The following is a 16,886-nucleotide window of genomic DNA, read 5'->3' as shown; positions in this document are numbered from 1 at the left end:
AGGAGACGACATGTCCGAACAACCTTTGACCCTGGCGCTATTGCTCGACACGGTGGAGCAGGCGTTATCCACGCGCTTGACCGAGATCGGCGCCTTTCTGCGCGGCCCACTGACGCAAGCGCCGGTGACACTTCCTGCGCTGGCGCTGGAGTATGCGGGCCTGCTACCCGGTCGCGACCCCGGTAATGGCCAGACCGCTCTCATCTGCCGCCTCCAGGCGCGCATTCTGGTGGCCAGAGATGATGCGCAGGCGGAGGCCTTGGCACTGCGCACTGTCGCCGCGCTGGCCGTGCTTTTACGCGGTCAGAACTGGGGGCTGGAGTTGGAACCGGTGAGTTTCATCCAGGCCCAGCCGGAGCTCGACAATCCGGCGCTCGCGGCCTGCCGCGTGTGGCGGGTCGAGTGGCAGCAGCCGGTGCTGCTGGGCGAGACCGAGTGGCCCTGGGAAGACCAGCCGCCGGGCAGCCTCATGCTGGGTTTCGACCCGCAGACAGGCCCCGGCCACGAGGACGACTACTTCGACCCGGGAGCCGTGCAATGAACCAGGATTATGTGAGCGCCGAACACGACCGCATGCTCGCCGCCCTGGTCATGCCCTGCGAAGTGGTGGCCGTGGACCTGGCGACAGCGCGGGTGCGGGTGCGCTCGGGCGAGTGGACCAGTGCCTGGGTGCGCTGGCACGCACAAGCCGCCGGTGCCGCCCGCCACTGGCGGGCACCGAGCCTGGGCGAGCAGGGCGTGCTGCTGAGCCCGTCCGGCATGGCCGCCATGGGCACCTTCGTGCCGGGGCTGTTCGGTGCCGAGTCGGCGCCCCCGAACAATCGCGGCGAGGTCGAGAGCTGGCATTTTCCCGATGGCGCGGTGCTCAGCTACGACTGGCAGGCCCATCGCTATGACCTGCAGCTGCCTGCCGGTACCGCCACGGTGAAAGTCGGCGGCACGCAGGTGGTGATCGATCCCGGAGCGGTGAACGTCACCGCCGCCAGCATCCAGCTGACCGGCCCGGTGACCATCAAGGGCGCGCTGACGGTGAACGGCAATATCAGCAGCACCGGCTCGATCATGGACACCGCCGGCAACAGCAACCACCACACCCATTGAAGTCGCTTCGACTTCCAACCCAGGCCCGCCTCGTGCGGGCCTCTGCATTTCTGGAGACCTGCCATGGGCAACTTTTCCCGTGCGCACCCTGAGCGACGGAGGGCGCGGCCATGATCGGCATGGATCGACGCAACGGCCAGCCGCTGAGCGCGCTGGCGCACCTGAAGCAATCCATCGAGGACATCCTCACCACCCCGCTGGGCAGTCGGCGCATGCGTCCCGAATACGGCAGCCGCCTGCGGCGCATGGTCGACCTGCCGGTGACCGAAGGCTGGAAGGGCGCGGTGCAGGCTGAAGTAGCCCGTGCCATCGGCCGCTGGGAGCCGCGCCTGCGACTGAGTTCGGTGCAGGTCGTGGCAGTGGTCGCCGGCAGCGTTTCGCTGCGCCTGCGCGGCGTCTACCTGGGCGACGAAGTCGGCCTGGAGGTGGCGGCATGAGCATCATCGACCTGTCTCAACTGCCTGCCCCGGAAGTGGTGGAGGACCTTGACTACGAGAGTCTCTACGAGGAGCTGCTGGCGAACTTTCGCGGTGCCATGGGAGAGGGTTGGAACGCCGCGCTGGAGTCCGATCCGGTGGTCAAGCTGCTGGAACTGGCGGCCTACCGCGAGCTGTTGTTGCGCGCCCGGATCAATGACGCCGCTCGTGCGGTGATGCTGGGGTATGCGACCCAGGGAGATCTTGACCAATTGGCCGCTGGCTACAACGTGAAACGCCTGGTGATCCAGGAGGCAGATGCCACGACTTCGCCACCGACTCCGGCCGTGCTGGAAGGCGATGACTCGCTGCGCAATCGCACTCAACTGGCTTTCGACCAGCTTTCCGTCGCCGGTCCGCGCAATGCCTACGTGGCCTTCGCCCTCGGCGCCGACGGGCGCATCGCCGATGTCTCGGCGATCAGCCCGCAGCCGTGCGAGGCGCTGGTCAGCGTGCTGTCCTCCGAGGGCAATGGCGTCGCTTCGGAGGAGTTGCTCCAGGCGGTGCGCAATGCGCTGAACGATGAAGATGTGCGCCCGGTGGGCGACCGTCTCACGGTGCAGTCCGCCGCTATCGTGCCGTACCAGGTCGACGCAGTGCTCTACATCTACCCGGGCCCGGAGGCCGAGCTGATCCAGCAGGCTGCCGAGGCTTCGCTGCAGACCTACATTGCCACCCAGCGCCGCATCGGCCGCGACATCCGCCGCAGCGCGCTGTTCGCCGCCCTGCATGTGGAAGGCGTGCAGCGTGTCGAACTGGCCAAGCCGGCGGCCGACGTGGTGCTCGACGCCACCCAGGCGGCGTACTGCAGCGGCTACCAGATCCGCGTGGGAGGCTCCGATGAGTAGCCGCCTGCTGCCGATCAACTCGACGCCGCTGGAGCGCGCGCTGGCTGACGTGCAGGTCGGCGATCTGCCTGTGCCGCTGCGCGAGCTCATGGACCCGCAGCGCTGCCCGGTGGCGTTCTTGCCGTACCTCGCCTGGGCCTGGTCGGTGGACCGCTGGGACCCGGCCTGGAGCGAGACGGTGAAGCGCAAGGCGGTGGCCGCGGCGTTCCGCATCCACCAGCACAAGGGCACCATCGCCGCGCTGCGGCGGGTGATCGAGCCGCTGGGTTACCTGATCGAAATCATCGAGTGGTGGCAGGGCGCGCCCATGGGCGAGCCGGGCACCTTCCGCCTGCGCATCGGTGTGCTCGACAGCGGCATCAGCGAGGAAATGTACCAGGAGGTGGAGCGTCTCATCGATGACGCCAAGCCGCTCACGCGGCACCTCATCGGGCTGGACATCAGCCTGGAATCCCAGGGGCGGATCACCGTCGGCTCCGGGCAATACGACGGCGACATCGTCACCGTCTACCCCTACCTCCCGGACGTGATCGAAGCGATCGGCAGCCACGGCTTGCCGGGCCGGGAACACACCATCGATAGCTTGAGTGTCTACCCATGGCAGTAACCTACTACGCACTTCTCACCACGATCGGTGCCGGCAAGCTGGCGAACGCCACCGCGCTGGGCACCACCCTGAAAATCACCCAGCTCGCCGTGGGCGACGGCGGCGGCAACGTGCCGACTCCCGACGCCAGCCGCACCCAGCTGGTCAACGAAGTCCGCCGCGCGCCGCTGAACCGCCTGAGCGTCGACCCGGCGAACAGCTCGCAGATCATCGCCGAACAGGTCATCCCCGAGGACGTGGGTGGCTGGTGGATCCGCGAGATGGGCCTGTACGACGAAGCCGGCGCGCTGATCGCCTACGCCAACTGCGCGCCGTCCTACAAACCGCAACTGGCCGAAGGCAGCGGCCGCACCCAGACCGTGCGCATCGTGCTGATCGTCAGCAATGCGGCGTCGGTGGAATTGAAGATCGATCCGAGTGTGGTGCTGGCGACGCGGGAGTATGTGGATAACTCCATTGTCACGGCGCTGAACCGGCTGGACTACAAGCAGTCCGTTCTGGCGGCCACCACGGCAAGCATCACGCTGAGTGGTTTGCAGACGGTAGATGGCGTGGCGCTGAAAGCTGACGACCGTGTGCTGGTGAAGAACCAGAACAATGCGGTGGACAATGGCTTGTATGTCGCTGCCCCTGGCCCCTGGAAACGTGCCTCCGACGCCGATGAAAATAGCGAGGTCACTGCGGGCCTCACCGTTACCGTGGAGAGCGGTACGGCCCAGGCGGACAGCGTCTGGCAGTTGGTGACGGATGGGCCGGTTGTGCTGGGAACTACGGCGCTGACGTTCCAAAACATTACCAATGGATTGGCGAAGCTGGCGTCGCCGGCATTTTCCGGAACGCCAACTGCGCCCAACCCGGCGCAGGGCGATCTGTCCACTCGCCTAGCGACGACTTCCTATGTCCGCAACTTGGTGGCGGGAAGCATGAGCAAGTCGGTGGCGGGTGGCATCGATGTGACTCTCACAGCAGACGAGGTCGGCTACGGGATGTTGACGTTCACGGGCGCGTTGACGGCCAACATCAATGTGATTGTGCCTAACGTGTATCGGCAATGGGTGGTGCATAACCGCACCACTGGTGCGTTCAGTCTGACGCTGAAGACTGCCGCCGGCACGGGGGTGGCTGTGAGCCAGGGGCGGCAGCGCATGCTAGTCTGCAATACAGTAGATGTGTATTCGCCCGAACTCGATTTTGTGAATACGGCGTTGACCGGAAGCCCTACTGCGCCTACTCCGGGAACTTCAAGCAACGACAGCAGTGTTGCGACTACTGCGTTCACAGGGAACCTGCTTCGCAGTTTGGGCCTGGGTGGTAATAGCAAGCAGAATGGTGTCGCCAATATGAATGCCGCAGCTTTGGGCTCCGTCGAGAACTTTAACGGGACGGAGTCTGACGCTGCGGCCAACAACTGGCCTGTTTTGGGTGTCACAGCGACCACAGCGGTACATTACAACGTACTTACTCTTGGCTTGGCTAATCGCATTACTCAAGTTGCCGTACAGGTTTATCAGGGCGGCAACGAGAACCGAACTTTTTTCCGAAGTAAGCATGACACTACGTGGTCGGCCTGGACGGAACAGGCGCCACTCAGCTCTCCGAAGTTTATTGGTAATCCTACAGCGCCAACTGCTGCAGCATTCGACAATGACACTTCGGTGGCAACGACGGCTTTCGTGCAGCGGGCTCTCGGGAACTTCGCATCTGTACTCTACATCACCGCGGCGACTACCCTGACTGCAGGCGATACCGGTAAGTACATTCTGGCCTCGGGGTCAGTGAGCTTCAGTATTGCGTTGCCTTTGGTTGCATCCGTCCCGGAAGGTGCCTGTTTCGGGATCGGCACCAGTAACGCCGGCCTTGTGACAGTTCAGACACAAGGCTCCGACAAGCTCTATCCCTTGGCTGGAGGGCCTCTGTCCCAGTTTGCCATGGGGGCCGGTGAGAATGTCTTGTTGGTCAAGTCTGGGGGCAGCTGGATTATCGCGTCGGGCACCGCGAGTAATTTCTTCTCCACCAGTTTTGGTGTTTCGAAGAGCGCAAACGGTTATCAGCGCCTGCCAGGCGGGCTGCTTTTCCAGTGGGGGACCGTAATCGCAAACGCTTCGGGAGTGGCGGCGATTAGTTTTCCAATGGCGTTCAATAACGCCTGTCTGAACGTACAACTTACAGCGTTGTCTGGCGGTCCTGACTCCGGTGCTATTGCTTCGTCTTCGGGTATCTTCACTACAACGGGAGGAACCGCATATGCAATGCGAATAAGCTCAACCCTGGGAAATGGCCCGGCGCCATTGTCAATTCACTGGCTAGCAGTCGGATATTGAATTCCAAACGGGCATACTGCCGCTAGCCCCCCGCAGTTGCCTGCCGCCCTTGCGAACGGGCAAACCACCCCAAACCGCCTCCCGGCGGTTTTTTTATGTCTGGAGAAAACCCTATGAGCTTCTTTCACGGCGTCACCGTGACCAATGTCGACGTCGGTGCGCGCACCATTGCGCTGCCGTCGTCCTCGATCATCGGCCTGGTGGACACCTTCACCCCCGAGGCCAAGCTGACCGCGCAGGCCGATGTGCCGGTGCTGCTCACCAGCTTGCGTGAAGCGGCTGCCGCCTTTGGTACCGCGTCGGCGATCTACAAGTCCTGCACCGCGATCTTCACCCAGTCCGCCGCGGTGGTCGTGGCGGTCGGCGTGGCCAAGGTGGAGGATGCCGCGCAGCTGACCTCCGCGATCATCGGCACCGTCACCGAGGTCGGCCAGCGGACCGGCCTGCAGGCGCTGCTCGACGGCAAGTCGCGCTTCAATGCCCAGCCGCGCCTGCTGATCGCACCGAAGCATTCCGCCACCCAGGCAGTGGCCACCGCCATGGGCGCGCTGGCCGAGAAGCTGCGGGCCATCGCCATCGTCGACGGCCCGAACACCACCGACGAGGCGGCCATCGCCTATGCCGGCGAGTTCGGCAGCAAGCGCATCTACCTGGTCGATCCGGGGGTGCAGTACTGGGACACCGCCAGCAGCGCCACCGTCGGCGCGCCGGCCTCGGCCAACGCCGCCGCGCTGTTCGCCTGGACCGACAGCCAGTACGGCTTCTGGTCCTCGCCGTCGAACAAGGAACTGCTCGGCATCACCGGTACCGGCCGCCCCATCGAGTTTCTCGACGGCGACGAGACCTGCCGCGCCAACCTGCTCAACAACGCCAACATCACCACCATCATCCGCGACGACGGCTATCGCCTGTGGGGCAACCGTACCCTCTCCAGCGACGCCAAGTGGGCCTTCGTGACCCGCGTGCGGACCATGGACATGGTGATGGACGCGATCCTCGCCGGGCACAAGTGGGCGGTCGACCGTGGCATCACCAAGACCTACGTGAAGGACGTTACCGAGGGCCTGCAGGCCTTCATGCGCGACCTGAAGAACCAGGGCGCGGTGATCGACTTCGAGGTCTACGCCGACCCGGACCTCAACACCGCCAGCCAGCTGGCGCAGGGCAAGGTGTACTGGAACATCCGCTTCACCGACGTACCGCCGGCCGAGAACCCCAACTTCCGCGTCGAGGTGACCGATCAGTGGCTCACCGAAGTCCTGGACGCAGCTTAAGGAGAACCCCAGATGATTCCGCAGATCCTTACCAACACCAACCTCTTCGTCGACGGCGTCAGCTTCGCCGGTGACGTGCCCTCCCTGACCCTGCCTGCCCTCAAGGTGAAGACGCAGGAGTACCGCGCCGGCGGCATGGACGCGCCGATCCTGCTCGACATGGGCCTGGAGGCCATGGAAGCCAAATTCACCACCAACGGCGCGCGCCGTGAGGCCATGAAGTTCTTCGGCCTGAGCGACCAGGGTTCCTTCAACGGTACCTTCCGCGGCTCCTTCAAGACCCAGAAGGGCGGCACCGTGCCCGTGGTCGCCACCGTGCGTGGCCTGCTCAAGGAAGTCGATCCGGGCGAGTGGAAGGCCAATGAGCTGGCCGCCTGCACCTACAGCGTGGCTGTCACCTACTACAAGCTGGAAATCGAAGGCCGCGAGATGTTCGAGATCGACCCGGTCAATTCCGTGCGCAAGATCAACGGCGTCGATCAGCTCGCGGCGCTGCGCGCTGACCTGGGCGCCTGAGGAGAACCCTGATGCAAGACTCCGTCAAACAGCCCGCGTGGCTGAACCTGTCCGAAGACGCGGCCGTGGTGAAGCTGTCCCGCCCGACCTCCTGCAACGGCGTCGAGGTCGACGCCCTCACCCTGCGCGCGCCGACCGTGCGTGATATCCGCCTGGCCAGCAAGGTCGCCAGCGATAACGAGGAGCGCGAGCTGCAACTGTTCGCCTCGTTGGTGCAGGTCAGCCGTCAGGACCTGGAGGGGCTCAAGCTCAGCGATTACCAGCGCCTGCAGCACGCCTACTTTCGCCTGGTGCGAGAGGACGCGGATGAGCTTCGCGCTGATGCGCCAGCTGGCGCGGCGGCTGGCGACTGAGTCGGGCTTCACGGCCGGCGAACTGGAGCGCATGACCTTGAGCGACCTGCGTTGGTGGCTGGGGGACTAGGCGGGCTGGTTTGCCCTGGAAAGGGGCGCTGGATGACCGGCGCCCCTTTTTTCGTCAGAGGGGCGAGTGATGAACGATGAATGAATCTACTGAGAGGGTGCCGACCGTGGGTGGAGTGCTCGACACGTCCCTCGGGCAGGCGCTCGCCGATGCGACGGCGCGCATGCGCGGCCTGGAGTTTCTCGGCACCTGGAGCGTCGCGCTGGAGGGCCTGCGCGATGAGTCGCGGCTTATCCGCGACACCCTTGGCCGACAGCTGCAGGTGCTGGAGCGGGGCGCCGGCGAGGTGCGCACCGGCCTGCAACGAATCATCGGGCTGCTGGGGAGTCCGGCGGCCATGCGCGGCGATACGCCCGCGCGCCAGGGCGGCTGGCAACGCGGTGAATCCGCGCTGCCTTCCAGTGGCGTTGTCGGCACGATGTTCCGCAGCCTGCAGTTCAATGGAAAGGTGCAAGAGCTGACGGCGCGCGGTGGGCTGTCCGCGGAGCAGAGCGAGCGGGATCTCGCGCGCAATGTGCGGCAGGTTGCCAATGACAGCGGGCTGTCGAGTGACGATGTGCTCGACCTGATCCGGCTGATGATGAACCAGGGGATGGATCTAAAGACCTCCCTGGCCTTTCTTCCGGATGCGGCGATGTTCTCCTATGGGCAGGGTGTGCCGTTGGAGCGCACCGCCGAATTGACCCAACGCCTCCACGAGGTCGGTGGCGTGACAAGCGTGGGCGATATGCGGGCGCAGTACGCCTCGCTGGCGCAGCGCCACGACCAGGGTGAAGGTTCGGTGGAGTTGCTTGCCCGTCGCCTGTCGAGACAGTTGGACGAGCGCGATCCGTCGGATGCGAAAGGCAATCGCGAGTGGGTACAACAGCAGCAGGCCGAAGGCGCACACACGGAAGGCCGGCGCCGGCTGCAGGAAGACGCGACGACGCGCATGGGCACCCGCCAGGGGCAGAGCGAGTCGCTTGAGAGTGCCTGGCAGCAGTTCTGGCGCAGTGTCAGCGATGCCAATCAGGATGTGTATCGTCCGGCGATCATGCCTGCCACGCAGGCGCTGAACCAGGCCACCGCGTTCGTCGAGGAGAACCCCGGCCTGACCGCCAGCCTGACTGCGCTGAGCGCGGTGGCTGGCGGTTTGAAGGTCCTGAGTGATGTTCGCGGCGTGTACAAGGATGTGAAGGATGTCGTCGGGGCGACGAAGTTGTGGGGCGGGCACGTTCTGGGGCGCGGTGCGGACATCGCCTCAAGTGTCGGCTCGGCGATCCGGCAGGGCGCGGGCCGGGGATACCAGGCCGTTGGCAGCATGGCTGGCGCCGCCTGGCGGCGGACCGTCAACTGGGGCAGTCGCGCCGGTACCTGGGCGGGCAATACCGTGACCGGTGTTCGTCAGAGTGCGGGATCGCGCGCCGCTGCCTTGGCCGGCGGGGCGAAAGATGCCTGGCGAGGTGTTTCCAGTTGGACGGGGGCAGCCAGCCAAAAAGCGGGGGCATATCTGGGCTCCGCGTGGAATGCAGCAGGTCGTGGGCTAGGTTATGTCGGCGAGTGGCTGGGCAGCGCAATGCGCAGTGGAGTTGGCCGCGCGGTGGGCCGGCGGGCACTCATAGCCGTCGGGCCCGCCATCACGGCCTACGAAACCTACACCGGCAATGGCTCGGCCCAGGATAAAGCCAAGGGCTACGGAGATGCGGCGGGCTCCCTGGGCGGGGGGCTTGCCGGGGCGCAGGCCGGAGCCTGGGCTGGCGCGGCAGTTGGTTCGTTGGTTCCGATTGTCGGAACGGCAGCGGGCGCCATTGTCGGCGGGCTGGTGGGCGGTGTACTGGGCGCCTGGGGTGGTGGGGAGGTTGGCAAGTCGCTGGGTGACGGGCTGTATCGAGTGTTCAGCAACGACTCGGACGAAGGCGATTCGACTTCGGCACGGGCATTGGGCCTCGGCGATGCCATTTCGCGCGATACGAGCGTCACGGATGCGCTGCGGCCTTCCCCCATCGCATCCGCACCGGCCGCTCCGCCGGCACCGACGTCCGAAACCTGGACCTTCTCGCCCCAGATCAGCATCAACGTGGCCGGCAACGTCAGCGACCCCGAGCAGTTGGCCAATGAGTTGCTGCCCCGCCTGCGGCGGATGCTGGCGGATTTCTCCCAGGATCGGCAACGCGACGCGCTGTTCGACATGGTCGTGGTGTAAGGAGGCGTTATGGCGTATTGGGAACAGATGCAGAATGGCCTGTCGCAGCTCGCCCGGGCGGCCGAAGATGGCCGCCGCGATCTGGATGAGGTGATCGCACCGGTCAACGGCGCCATCAGCGAAATTCGTGGCGCGGCCGCTGAGCTGGAGGGCCTGCCGGGCGTTTCACCGGCGATGGCGGGCAAGGTCCAGCGCGCGATGCAGGGCATCGAGCGCGCGCAGGTCAAGGTCAACAAGGTGGTCAACACCTATAACAGCGCGACGCGGGCCCTGAAGGGCATCGATGAGGGTATGCAGGGGTTGGGCGAACAGGTGGACCGGGCCAGGAAGGCGGTGGACAAGGTCATCGGCAAGGTCGGCGATTCGCTGGGTTCGATACTGCCCAGTTCGGTGCTGGCGCCGCAGCCGTCGGCTGCTGACTTCATGTGTGCGATTCCCCAGCCCCACCTGCTGGTCATGACCGTCGTGGGTTCGCAGACGCAGTTCTTCTTCAACATCGACACGGTGCCCTTCGAGTCGGCGACTCGCACCAGCCAGCTCACCTGGAAGGAGCAGCCGCGGCTGGGCCGTCGGGGCGCCCTGCAATACGTCGGCGTCGGCTCGGAGACGTTAATGCTGAAGGCGACGCTCATGCCGGCCCTGTCGCGGGTATCGGGTAAGCGCGTTGGATGGAAGATTCCTAACCAGCTGCGCGAAATCGCCTTGAGCGGCAAACCGGTGAGCCTGATCAGCGGCTATGGGGACCCCCTGGGGACCTGGTGCCTGACCAAGGTGACCGAGACGCAGAGTGCTCTGCTCACCAATGGGGCCCCGCGCAAGCAAGCCCTCGACCTGGAGTTCAATCGCTATGGCGACGACGATCTATCGCAGCAGTAATGGCGACGTGCTGGACCCGCTCTGCTATCAGCGCTACGGCCATCTCAAGGGGTGCGTGGAAGCAGTGCTCGATGCCAACCCGGGCCTGGCCGACGAGCCGCAACCGTTGCGTGCCGGCGTGCTGATCCGTATGCCCGATTTGCCGGCTCCGGACCATCCGCAGGTGCGCCTGTGGGATTGATCCGTGTGTTCCAACCAGGCCCCGCAAAAGCGGGGGCTTTTTATTCGGGGGCCCCATGAAACCGGTCTTTCGCATCGTCGCCGATGGGCGCGACATCACGGCACAGGTCAACGACCGCGTGCTCGAGTTAGAAGTGCTGGATAAGCACGGCCTGGAATCGGACACGCTGTCGCTCACCCTCGACGACCGCGCAGGCACCATGGCATTGCCCCGGCGCGGCGCGGAACTTGCGCTGTACTTGGGCTACGAGGAAACGGGCGTGGCGCCGATGGGCCGCTACAAGGTCGACACGATCACCTTCAGCGGCGCGCCGGATACGCTGGTGATCAAGGCCAAATCTGCGGACGCGCGCAACGTGGCGAAATCCATCCGCAGCGACAGTTGGGAGAACGTGACGCTGGCGCAGATCGTCGAGCGCATCGCGGTCCGCAACGGCTGGCGAGCCCAGTGCGAGGTGCAGATGCGGATTGTCCGCGCGGACCAGATCAACGAGTCCGACTATCACTTCATCACCCGCTTGGCGCGGCAGTACGACTGCACGGCAAAGATCGCCGACCTGAAGCTGCTGGTCATGCCGCGCCAGGCCGGCCGAAGCGCGTCCGGACAGCCCCTGGACTCGGTACTGCTCACGCGTGGAGACGTCAGCTCCTTCAGCTTCACCCTGGATGATCGCAAGGTGGTCGCGCAGGTGAGCGTGCCCTACCAGGGGCCCGATGGAGCCTTGCGCACAGTGACGGTGGCCAATCCCAACGCGCCGAAGACGGTGCAGGCACAGTACGTGGAGCGCCATGTCCAGGCCAACGAAGCGGCGGCACAGCAGTTGGCCAGGTCGCGCCTGGCGGACTTCAACCGGCAGACCGCTGGCGTGCGCCTCGGGCTGCCGGGCCGCACCGATCTGTTCGCCGAGTGCCGGGTCGAGCTGAGCGGCTTCAAGGCGGGAATCGACGGCATTTACCTGGTGGACACCGTTACCCAGCACTACGACGCCAGCGGCTGGACCACTCGCGTGCTGTGCAATGGCGGTAACGATGGCAAGGCGCAGGCCGGGGAGGGCGGCTGACATGTTGATCGACGAACATCAGCTGTTGCTGATCCTGCCTGACGCCCGCGCTGTCGCGGGCGTTTTTCTGCCGGCGCTCGATGCGGCCATGGGCGATTTCGGTATCGACACGCCACTGCGCATGGCTGCCTTCATTGCCCAGGTCGGCCACGAAAGTGCGCAACTCACCCGTTGCGTGGAAAGCCTGGCCTACAGTGCGCAGCGCCTGGCCATCGTTTGGCCCCGGTGTTTTCGCAGTGCCGACGGTTCGCCCACGGCGCTGGCGCGGGAGGTGGCCTACCAACCCGAACGCATCGCCAACCTTGTCTATGCCGGGCGCAACGGCAATGGCGATGAGGCGTCCGGTGACGGCTGGCGCTTCCGTGGGCGCGGATTGCTGCAGGTGACCGGGCGCAGCAACTACCGCTCAGTCGGAGAAGGGCTGGCGCAGCCCTTCGTCGCCCGCCCGCAGCTGCTGGCGGAGCCGCGCTGGGCGTGCCGGTCTGCCGCTTGGTGGTGGCAGCGCAATGGGTTCAATGAGCTGGCCGATGGCGCGCGCTTCGAGGAGATCACCCGGCGCATCAACGGCGGGGTGGGCGGCCTGGACGAGCGCGTCCGGTTTTGGCGGCGGGCTCAGGAGGTGCTGGCATGAACCGTTTCTGGCTGGCGCTGGGCATGTCTGGCTTTCTATTGGGCGGATGCTTGGGCGGCTGGCTGACGGCGCGTTTCTATGGCGGCCAGTTGGAAGGCCTGCGCCTGGAACAGGCGCGCTGCAGTGAGGCCGGCGAGGCGTTGGAGTCGAAGCTGGTGCTGCAAAATGCTCAGGTCGAGGCGCTGGAACAGTCTGCCCGCCAGCGTGCGGACTCCGCCGAGCGCGCGCTGGCACTCGCACGCGAACAGGTGCGGAGCCATGAAGTTGCTGCCAGTCGGCTGCTGCTGGAGCGCAGCGAAGGCGATGAATGTGTCGTGGTCCGTCAGCTGATCGACCGGGAGCTGTTGCCATGAAGCTGCTGCGGGTTTTCCCCGTGCTGCTCCTGACGGGCTGCACTTCCATCGCGCCGGCGCCGGTAGAGGTGCGCGTTCCCGTCCCGGTACCGTGCCAGGCGCCGGCCGTCGAAACCCCTCGATTAGCCACTGCCGACCTGCGCCCGGCGGACGATCTGCAAACCAAGGTGCGCGCGCTGCTGGCCGAGCGGCAGCAGCACCTGGCCTACGAAACCCGCTTGCGTGCCGCCCTCGAAGCTTGCCACTGAACCTTCCTACCTTCGTCGGCAGGGGCGCCGCGCGTATTGCGCTGGCGCCCGGCCTTGGGCTACTGTTCGGCCATCGCTAGGCGAGACCGCAACCGTGATCCACCGCACCCGCATCATCACCTCCCTCCTCAAGGCATTCGCCCGTTGGCGCTGGCGCGCCTGATTCCTTCTTTCCCGGCATCGCGCCGGTCTCTTCTTACGCGTCCATTTCTCCCATCCGCTGGCATAATTTCCAGATTCGCGCAGCCCGCGAGGCCGCAACGGGTGTCGACGATGGCGCGATCCGAAAGCAGTGCAATCATGAGGTTCGAGCAGACATGCTGCTGATGATCGATAACTACGATTCCTTCACCTACAACCTGGTGCAGTACTTCGCCGAGTTGAAGGCCGACATCCACGTCATTCGCAATGACGAGCTGAGCGTCGACGAGATCGCCGCGCTCAACCCCGAACGCATCGTCCTGTCTCCCGGCCCGTGCACGCCGAACGAGGCGGGCGTTTCCCTGGAAGTCATCGAGCGCTTCGCCGGCAAGCTGCCGTTGCTGGGCGTGTGCCTGGGCCACCAGTCCATCGGCCAGGCCTTCGGCGGCGACGTGGTGCGGGCGCGCCAGGTCATGCACGGCAAGGTCAGCCCGGTGTTCCACAAGGACCTGGGCGTGTTCGCCGGCCTGAACAACCCGCTGACCCAGACCCGTTACCACTCCCTGGTGGTGAAGCGCGAGACGTTGCCCGATTGCCTGGAAATCACCGCCTGGACGGCGCTGGAAGACGGCTCGGTCGACGAGATCATGGGCCTGCGCCACAAGACGCTGAACGTCGAGGGCGTGCAGTTCCACCCCGAGTCGATCCTCTCCGAACAGGGCCACGAGATGCTGGCCAACTTCCTCAAGCAGACCGGTGGGGTGCGCGCATGAATATCAAGGAAGCCCTCAGCCGCGTGGTCAACCAGCTGGACCTGACCACCGAGGAAATGCGGGACGTCATGCGCGAGATCATGACCGGGCAGTGCACCGACGCGCAGATCGGCGCCTTCCTCATGAGCATGCGCATGAAGAGCGAGACCATCGACGAGATCGTCGGCGCCGTGGCAGTGATGCGCGAGCTGGCCGACCAGGTCGAGCTGGACAGCCTGAAGCACGTGGTCGATGTCGTTGGCACCGGTGGCGACGGCGCGAACATCTTCAACGTGTCCTCGGCGGCGGCCTTCGTGGTCGCCGCAGCGGGCGGCAGGGTCGCCAAGCACGGTAACCGTGCAGTCTCCGGCAAGAGTGGCAGCGCCGACCTGCTGGAGGCCGCCGGCATTTACCTGGACCTCAAGCCGGTCCAGGTGAAGCGCTGCATCGAGACGGTTGGCGTCGGCTTCATGTTCGCCCAGGTCCACCACAAGGCCATGAAGCACGCCGCCGGCCCGCGCCGCGAGTTGGGCCTGCGCACCCTGTTCAACATGCTCGGCCCGCTGACCAACCCGGCCGGCGTGAAACACCAGGTGGTCGGCGTGTTCAGCCAGGCGCTGTGCCGTCCTTTGGCCGAGGTACTCAAGCGCCTGGGCAGCGAGCACATCCTGGTGGTGCATTCGCGCGATGGCCTGGACGAGTTCAGCCTCGCTGCACCGACCCACATCGCCGAACTGAAGGACGGCGTGGTCACCGAATACGAAGTGCAGCCCGAAGACTTCGGCATCAAGAGCCAGAGCCTGATCGGCCTGACCGTGGACAGCCCGCAGCAGTCGCTGGAGCTGATCCGTGATGCCCTTGGCCGGCGCAAGACCGAAGCGGGACAGAAGGCCGCCGAACTGATCGTGCTCAACGCCGGCGCCGCGCTCTACGCAGCCGACCTGGCGACCAGCCTGCACGAAGGCATGCAATTGGCCCACGACGCCCTGCACACGGGGCTTGCGCGGGAGAAGATGGAAGAGCTGGCGGCCTTTACCGCCGTTTACCGAGAGGAGAACGCACAGTGAGCGTGCCGACGGTTCTGCAGAAAATCCTGGCCCGCAAGGCCGAAGAAGTCGCCGAACGCCGCGCCCGTGTCGCCTTTGCCGAGCTGGAGCAACTGGCACGTACGGCGGACGCCCCGCGTGGGTTCGCCCGCGCCATGCTGGAGTGCGCCAAGCGACGGGAGCCTGCGGTGATCGCCGAGGTGAAGAAGGCTTCGCCGAGCAAGGGCATCATTCGCGAAAACTTCGACCCTGCCGATATCGCTCGCAGCTACGAAGAGGGTGGGGCTACCTGCCTCTCCGTGCTGACCGACATCGACTTCTTCCTCGGCAGCGATGCCTACCTGAAGGAAGCCCGCGCGGCCTGCAAGCTGCCGGTGATCCGCAAGGATTTCCTGATCGATCCGTACCAGGTGGTGGAAGCCCGCGCCATCGGTGCCGACTGCATCCTGCTGATCGTCTCCGCACTGGATGACGTGCGCATGGCCGAGCTGGCCTCGGTGGCCAAGGATGTCGGCCTCGACGTGCTGGTGGAGGTGCATGACGCGCCGGAGCTGGAGCGTGCGCTGAAGATCCTGGACACACCGCTGGTCGGCATCAACAACCGTAACCTGCACACCTTCGAGGTGAGTCTGGAGACCACCCTGGACCTGCTGCCGGAGATTCCGCGCGAGCGCATGGTGATCACCGAAAGCGGCATCCTCAACCGCGCCGATGTCGAGCTGATGGAAGTCAGCGACGTGTTCGGCTTCCTGGTTGGTGAAGCCTTCATGCGCGCCGACGAGCCGGGCACCGAACTCAAGCGCCTGTTCTTCCCCGAGCGCAGCAAGGTCAAGCTGGGCGCCGATCCGGACTGACGCTTCCTGCGGACACAAAAAAGCCGGCGATTGCCGGCTTTTTTGCTTTCTGGCGCCTCTTCAGCGGGTGCCGAAGACCACCATGGTCTTGCCTTTCACATGCACCAGGCCCTGTTCTTCCAGGCTCTTGAGCACGCGACCGACCATCTCGCGGGAGCAGCCGACGATGCGGCCGATTTCCTGGCGGGTGATCTTGATCTGCATGCCGTCCGGGTGGGTCATGGCGTCCGGCTGCTGGCACAGGTCCAGCAGGGTGCGCGCGACGCGACCGGTGACGTCGAGGAAGGCCAGGTCGCCGACCTTGCGCGTGGTCTTGCGCAGGCGGTCCGCCATCTGGCTGCCCAGAGTGAGGAGAATCTCCGGATCCTGCTGGCTCAGTTCGCGGAACTTCGCGTAGCTGATCTCGGCAACTTCGCATTCGGTCTTGGCGCGGATCCAGGCGCTGCGCTCCTGGCCGGTGCTGCCTTCCTTCTCGAAGAGCCCCATCTCTCCGAAAAAGTCGCCGGTGTTGAGGTACCCGATGATCATCTCGCGGCCGTCATCATCCTCGATCAGTACGGTGACCGACCCTTTGATGATGAAGAACAGGCTCTCGCAGCGGTCACCGGCGTAAATGATGGTGCTCTTGGCGGTGAAACGGCGGCGATGACAGTGCGCGAGCAACTTGTCGAGGTTCTTGATTTTGGGTGTGAGGGTAATAGCTACCATGCCCGAGTCCCGGAAAGTAGAAAGAGTGGCCTTTGCACAACAGGCGCTAATGATTTTTTATGTTCAGCTGTAGTGCCGTGCGTCCCTGGCGTGATCCCCCTCGATCCCCAGGGCGGCATGATTGCCTTGCTGAGCATTCTTGCGTGTACGTAAATCCGCAAGAGCTTAACAGACGATGTGTTACCAACAATCGGAAAGCTGGAACATTCGTGCGGGCAATTTCTGAGAGTGTGCCAGTAAACCGGCGCCAGCTTAAGTGATAAATGCATACTCGCCGTGTGGAAATGA

Annotated in this window: 20 protein-coding genes; 19 read left to right on the top strand and 1 reads right to left on the bottom strand. The window is 64.9% G+C overall.

The features are described from left to right. Positions 1-10: 10 nt before the first annotated feature. From MJ122_RS26305 to trpC, 19 genes are all read left to right on the top strand, one after another. Positions 11-541, top strand: coding sequence for a hypothetical protein (locus MJ122_RS26305; RefSeq protein ID WP_239746691.1), 531 nt, complete (start codon positions 11-13; stop codon positions 539-541). Beyond that, on the top strand, positions 538-1,101 hold the full coding sequence (locus MJ122_RS26300) for a phage baseplate assembly protein V (RefSeq protein WP_239746690.1): 564 nt from the start codon (positions 538-540) through the stop codon (positions 1,099-1,101). The genes MJ122_RS26305 and MJ122_RS26300 overlap by 4 nt, the downstream gene beginning before the upstream one ends. 110 nt (positions 1,102-1,211) lie before the next feature. Next, complete coding sequence (locus MJ122_RS26295; protein ID WP_239746688.1) at positions 1,212-1,538, top strand: GPW/gp25 family protein; 327 nt, start codon at positions 1,212-1,214, stop codon at positions 1,536-1,538. Next, a complete protein-coding gene (locus tag MJ122_RS26290) occupies positions 1,535-2,425 on the top strand; it encodes a baseplate J/gp47 family protein (RefSeq protein ID WP_239746686.1) in 891 nt (296 codons plus the stop codon). The genes MJ122_RS26295 and MJ122_RS26290 overlap by 4 nt, the downstream gene beginning before the upstream one ends. Beyond that, complete coding sequence (locus MJ122_RS26285; RefSeq protein WP_239746685.1) at positions 2,418-3,032, top strand: phage tail protein I; 615 nt, start codon at positions 2,418-2,420, stop codon at positions 3,030-3,032. The genes MJ122_RS26290 and MJ122_RS26285 overlap by 8 nt, the downstream gene beginning before the upstream one ends. Next, a complete protein-coding gene (locus MJ122_RS26280; protein WP_239746683.1) occupies positions 3,023-5,353 on the top strand; it encodes a phage tail protein in 2,331 nt (776 codons plus the stop codon). Before MJ122_RS26285 ends, MJ122_RS26280 begins: the two co-directional genes overlap by 10 nt. Before the next feature lie 113 nt (positions 5,354-5,466). After that, positions 5,467-6,627, top strand: a complete 1,161-nt coding sequence (locus MJ122_RS26275; RefSeq protein ID WP_239746682.1) for a phage tail sheath family protein — start codon at positions 5,467-5,469, stop codon at positions 6,625-6,627. A 12-nt stretch (positions 6,628-6,639) separates the two neighbouring features. Then, positions 6,640-7,143 (top strand): phage major tail tube protein, encoded by a 504-nt coding sequence (locus tag MJ122_RS26270; RefSeq protein ID WP_017517328.1) that lies wholly within the window; start codon positions 6,640-6,642, stop codon positions 7,141-7,143. Between the two features lie 11 nt (positions 7,144-7,154). Next, positions 7,155-7,496, top strand: a complete 342-nt coding sequence (locus MJ122_RS26265; RefSeq protein WP_239746681.1) for a phage tail assembly protein — start codon at positions 7,155-7,157, stop codon at positions 7,494-7,496. 185 nt (positions 7,497-7,681) lie between these two features. Next, positions 7,682-9,748 (top strand): hypothetical protein, encoded by a 2,067-nt coding sequence (locus MJ122_RS26260; protein ID WP_239746680.1) that lies wholly within the window; start codon positions 7,682-7,684, stop codon positions 9,746-9,748. A 9-nt stretch (positions 9,749-9,757) separates the two neighbouring features. Further along, the gene (locus MJ122_RS26255; protein ID WP_239746679.1) at positions 9,758-10,624 is read left to right on the top strand and encodes a phage tail protein; all 867 of its coding nucleotides are present in this window, start codon (positions 9,758-9,760) and stop codon (positions 10,622-10,624) included. Next, entirely contained in the window at positions 10,596-10,805 is a 210-nt protein-coding gene (locus MJ122_RS26250; RefSeq protein WP_239746678.1) for a tail protein X, read from the top strand. Before MJ122_RS26255 ends, MJ122_RS26250 begins: the two co-directional genes overlap by 29 nt. 55 nt (positions 10,806-10,860) lie before the next feature. Further along, positions 10,861-11,865 carry a contractile injection system protein, VgrG/Pvc8 family gene (locus MJ122_RS26245; RefSeq protein WP_239746677.1) on the top strand — a complete coding sequence of 335 codons (1,005 nt, stop codon included), beginning with the start codon at positions 10,861-10,863 and terminating at the stop codon, positions 11,863-11,865. A gap of 1 nt (position 11,866) precedes the next feature. Further along, positions 11,867-12,496: a glycoside hydrolase family 19 protein gene (locus MJ122_RS26240; protein ID WP_239746676.1), complete on the top strand. Its 630-nt coding sequence runs from the start codon at positions 11,867-11,869 to the stop codon at positions 12,494-12,496. Further along, positions 12,493-12,849 carry a hypothetical protein gene (locus tag MJ122_RS26235; protein ID WP_239746675.1) on the top strand — a complete coding sequence of 119 codons (357 nt, stop codon included), beginning with the start codon at positions 12,493-12,495 and terminating at the stop codon, positions 12,847-12,849. Before MJ122_RS26240 ends, MJ122_RS26235 begins: the two co-directional genes overlap by 4 nt. After that, positions 12,846-13,097, top strand: a complete 252-nt coding sequence (locus MJ122_RS26230) for a hypothetical protein (RefSeq protein ID WP_239746674.1) — start codon at positions 12,846-12,848, stop codon at positions 13,095-13,097. The genes MJ122_RS26235 and MJ122_RS26230 overlap by 4 nt, the downstream gene beginning before the upstream one ends. Before the next feature lie 317 nt (positions 13,098-13,414). Further along, entirely contained in the window at positions 13,415-14,011 is a 597-nt protein-coding gene (locus tag MJ122_RS26225) for an aminodeoxychorismate/anthranilate synthase component II (protein WP_017517337.1), read from the top strand. Continuing rightward, positions 14,008-15,057, top strand: a complete 1,050-nt coding sequence (gene trpD, locus MJ122_RS26220) for an anthranilate phosphoribosyltransferase (protein WP_239746673.1) — start codon at positions 14,008-14,010, stop codon at positions 15,055-15,057. Before MJ122_RS26225 ends, trpD begins: the two co-directional genes overlap by 4 nt. Beyond that, complete coding sequence (gene trpC / locus MJ122_RS26215; protein WP_239746671.1) at positions 15,054-15,890, top strand: indole-3-glycerol phosphate synthase TrpC; 837 nt, start codon at positions 15,054-15,056, stop codon at positions 15,888-15,890. The genes trpD and trpC overlap by 4 nt, the downstream gene beginning before the upstream one ends. A gap of 60 nt (positions 15,891-15,950) precedes the next feature. On the opposite strand, the gene crp is transcribed toward trpC, so the two are convergent. Continuing rightward, complete coding sequence (crp, locus tag MJ122_RS26210; RefSeq protein ID WP_017517340.1) at positions 15,951-16,598, bottom strand: cAMP-activated global transcriptional regulator CRP; 648 nt, start codon at positions 16,596-16,598, stop codon at positions 15,951-15,953. Positions 16,599-16,886: the final 288 nt, after the last annotated feature.

Origin of the sequence: Pseudomonas sp. DP-17, from assembly GCF_022380625.1 — a bacterium.
In the GTDB taxonomy this organism is placed as follows: domain Bacteria; phylum Pseudomonadota; class Gammaproteobacteria; order Pseudomonadales; family Pseudomonadaceae; genus Pseudomonas; species Pseudomonas nitroreducens_A.
The sequence above is the reverse complement of the archived record's forward strand: the minus strand, read 5'-3'. Positions and strand labels throughout refer to the sequence as shown.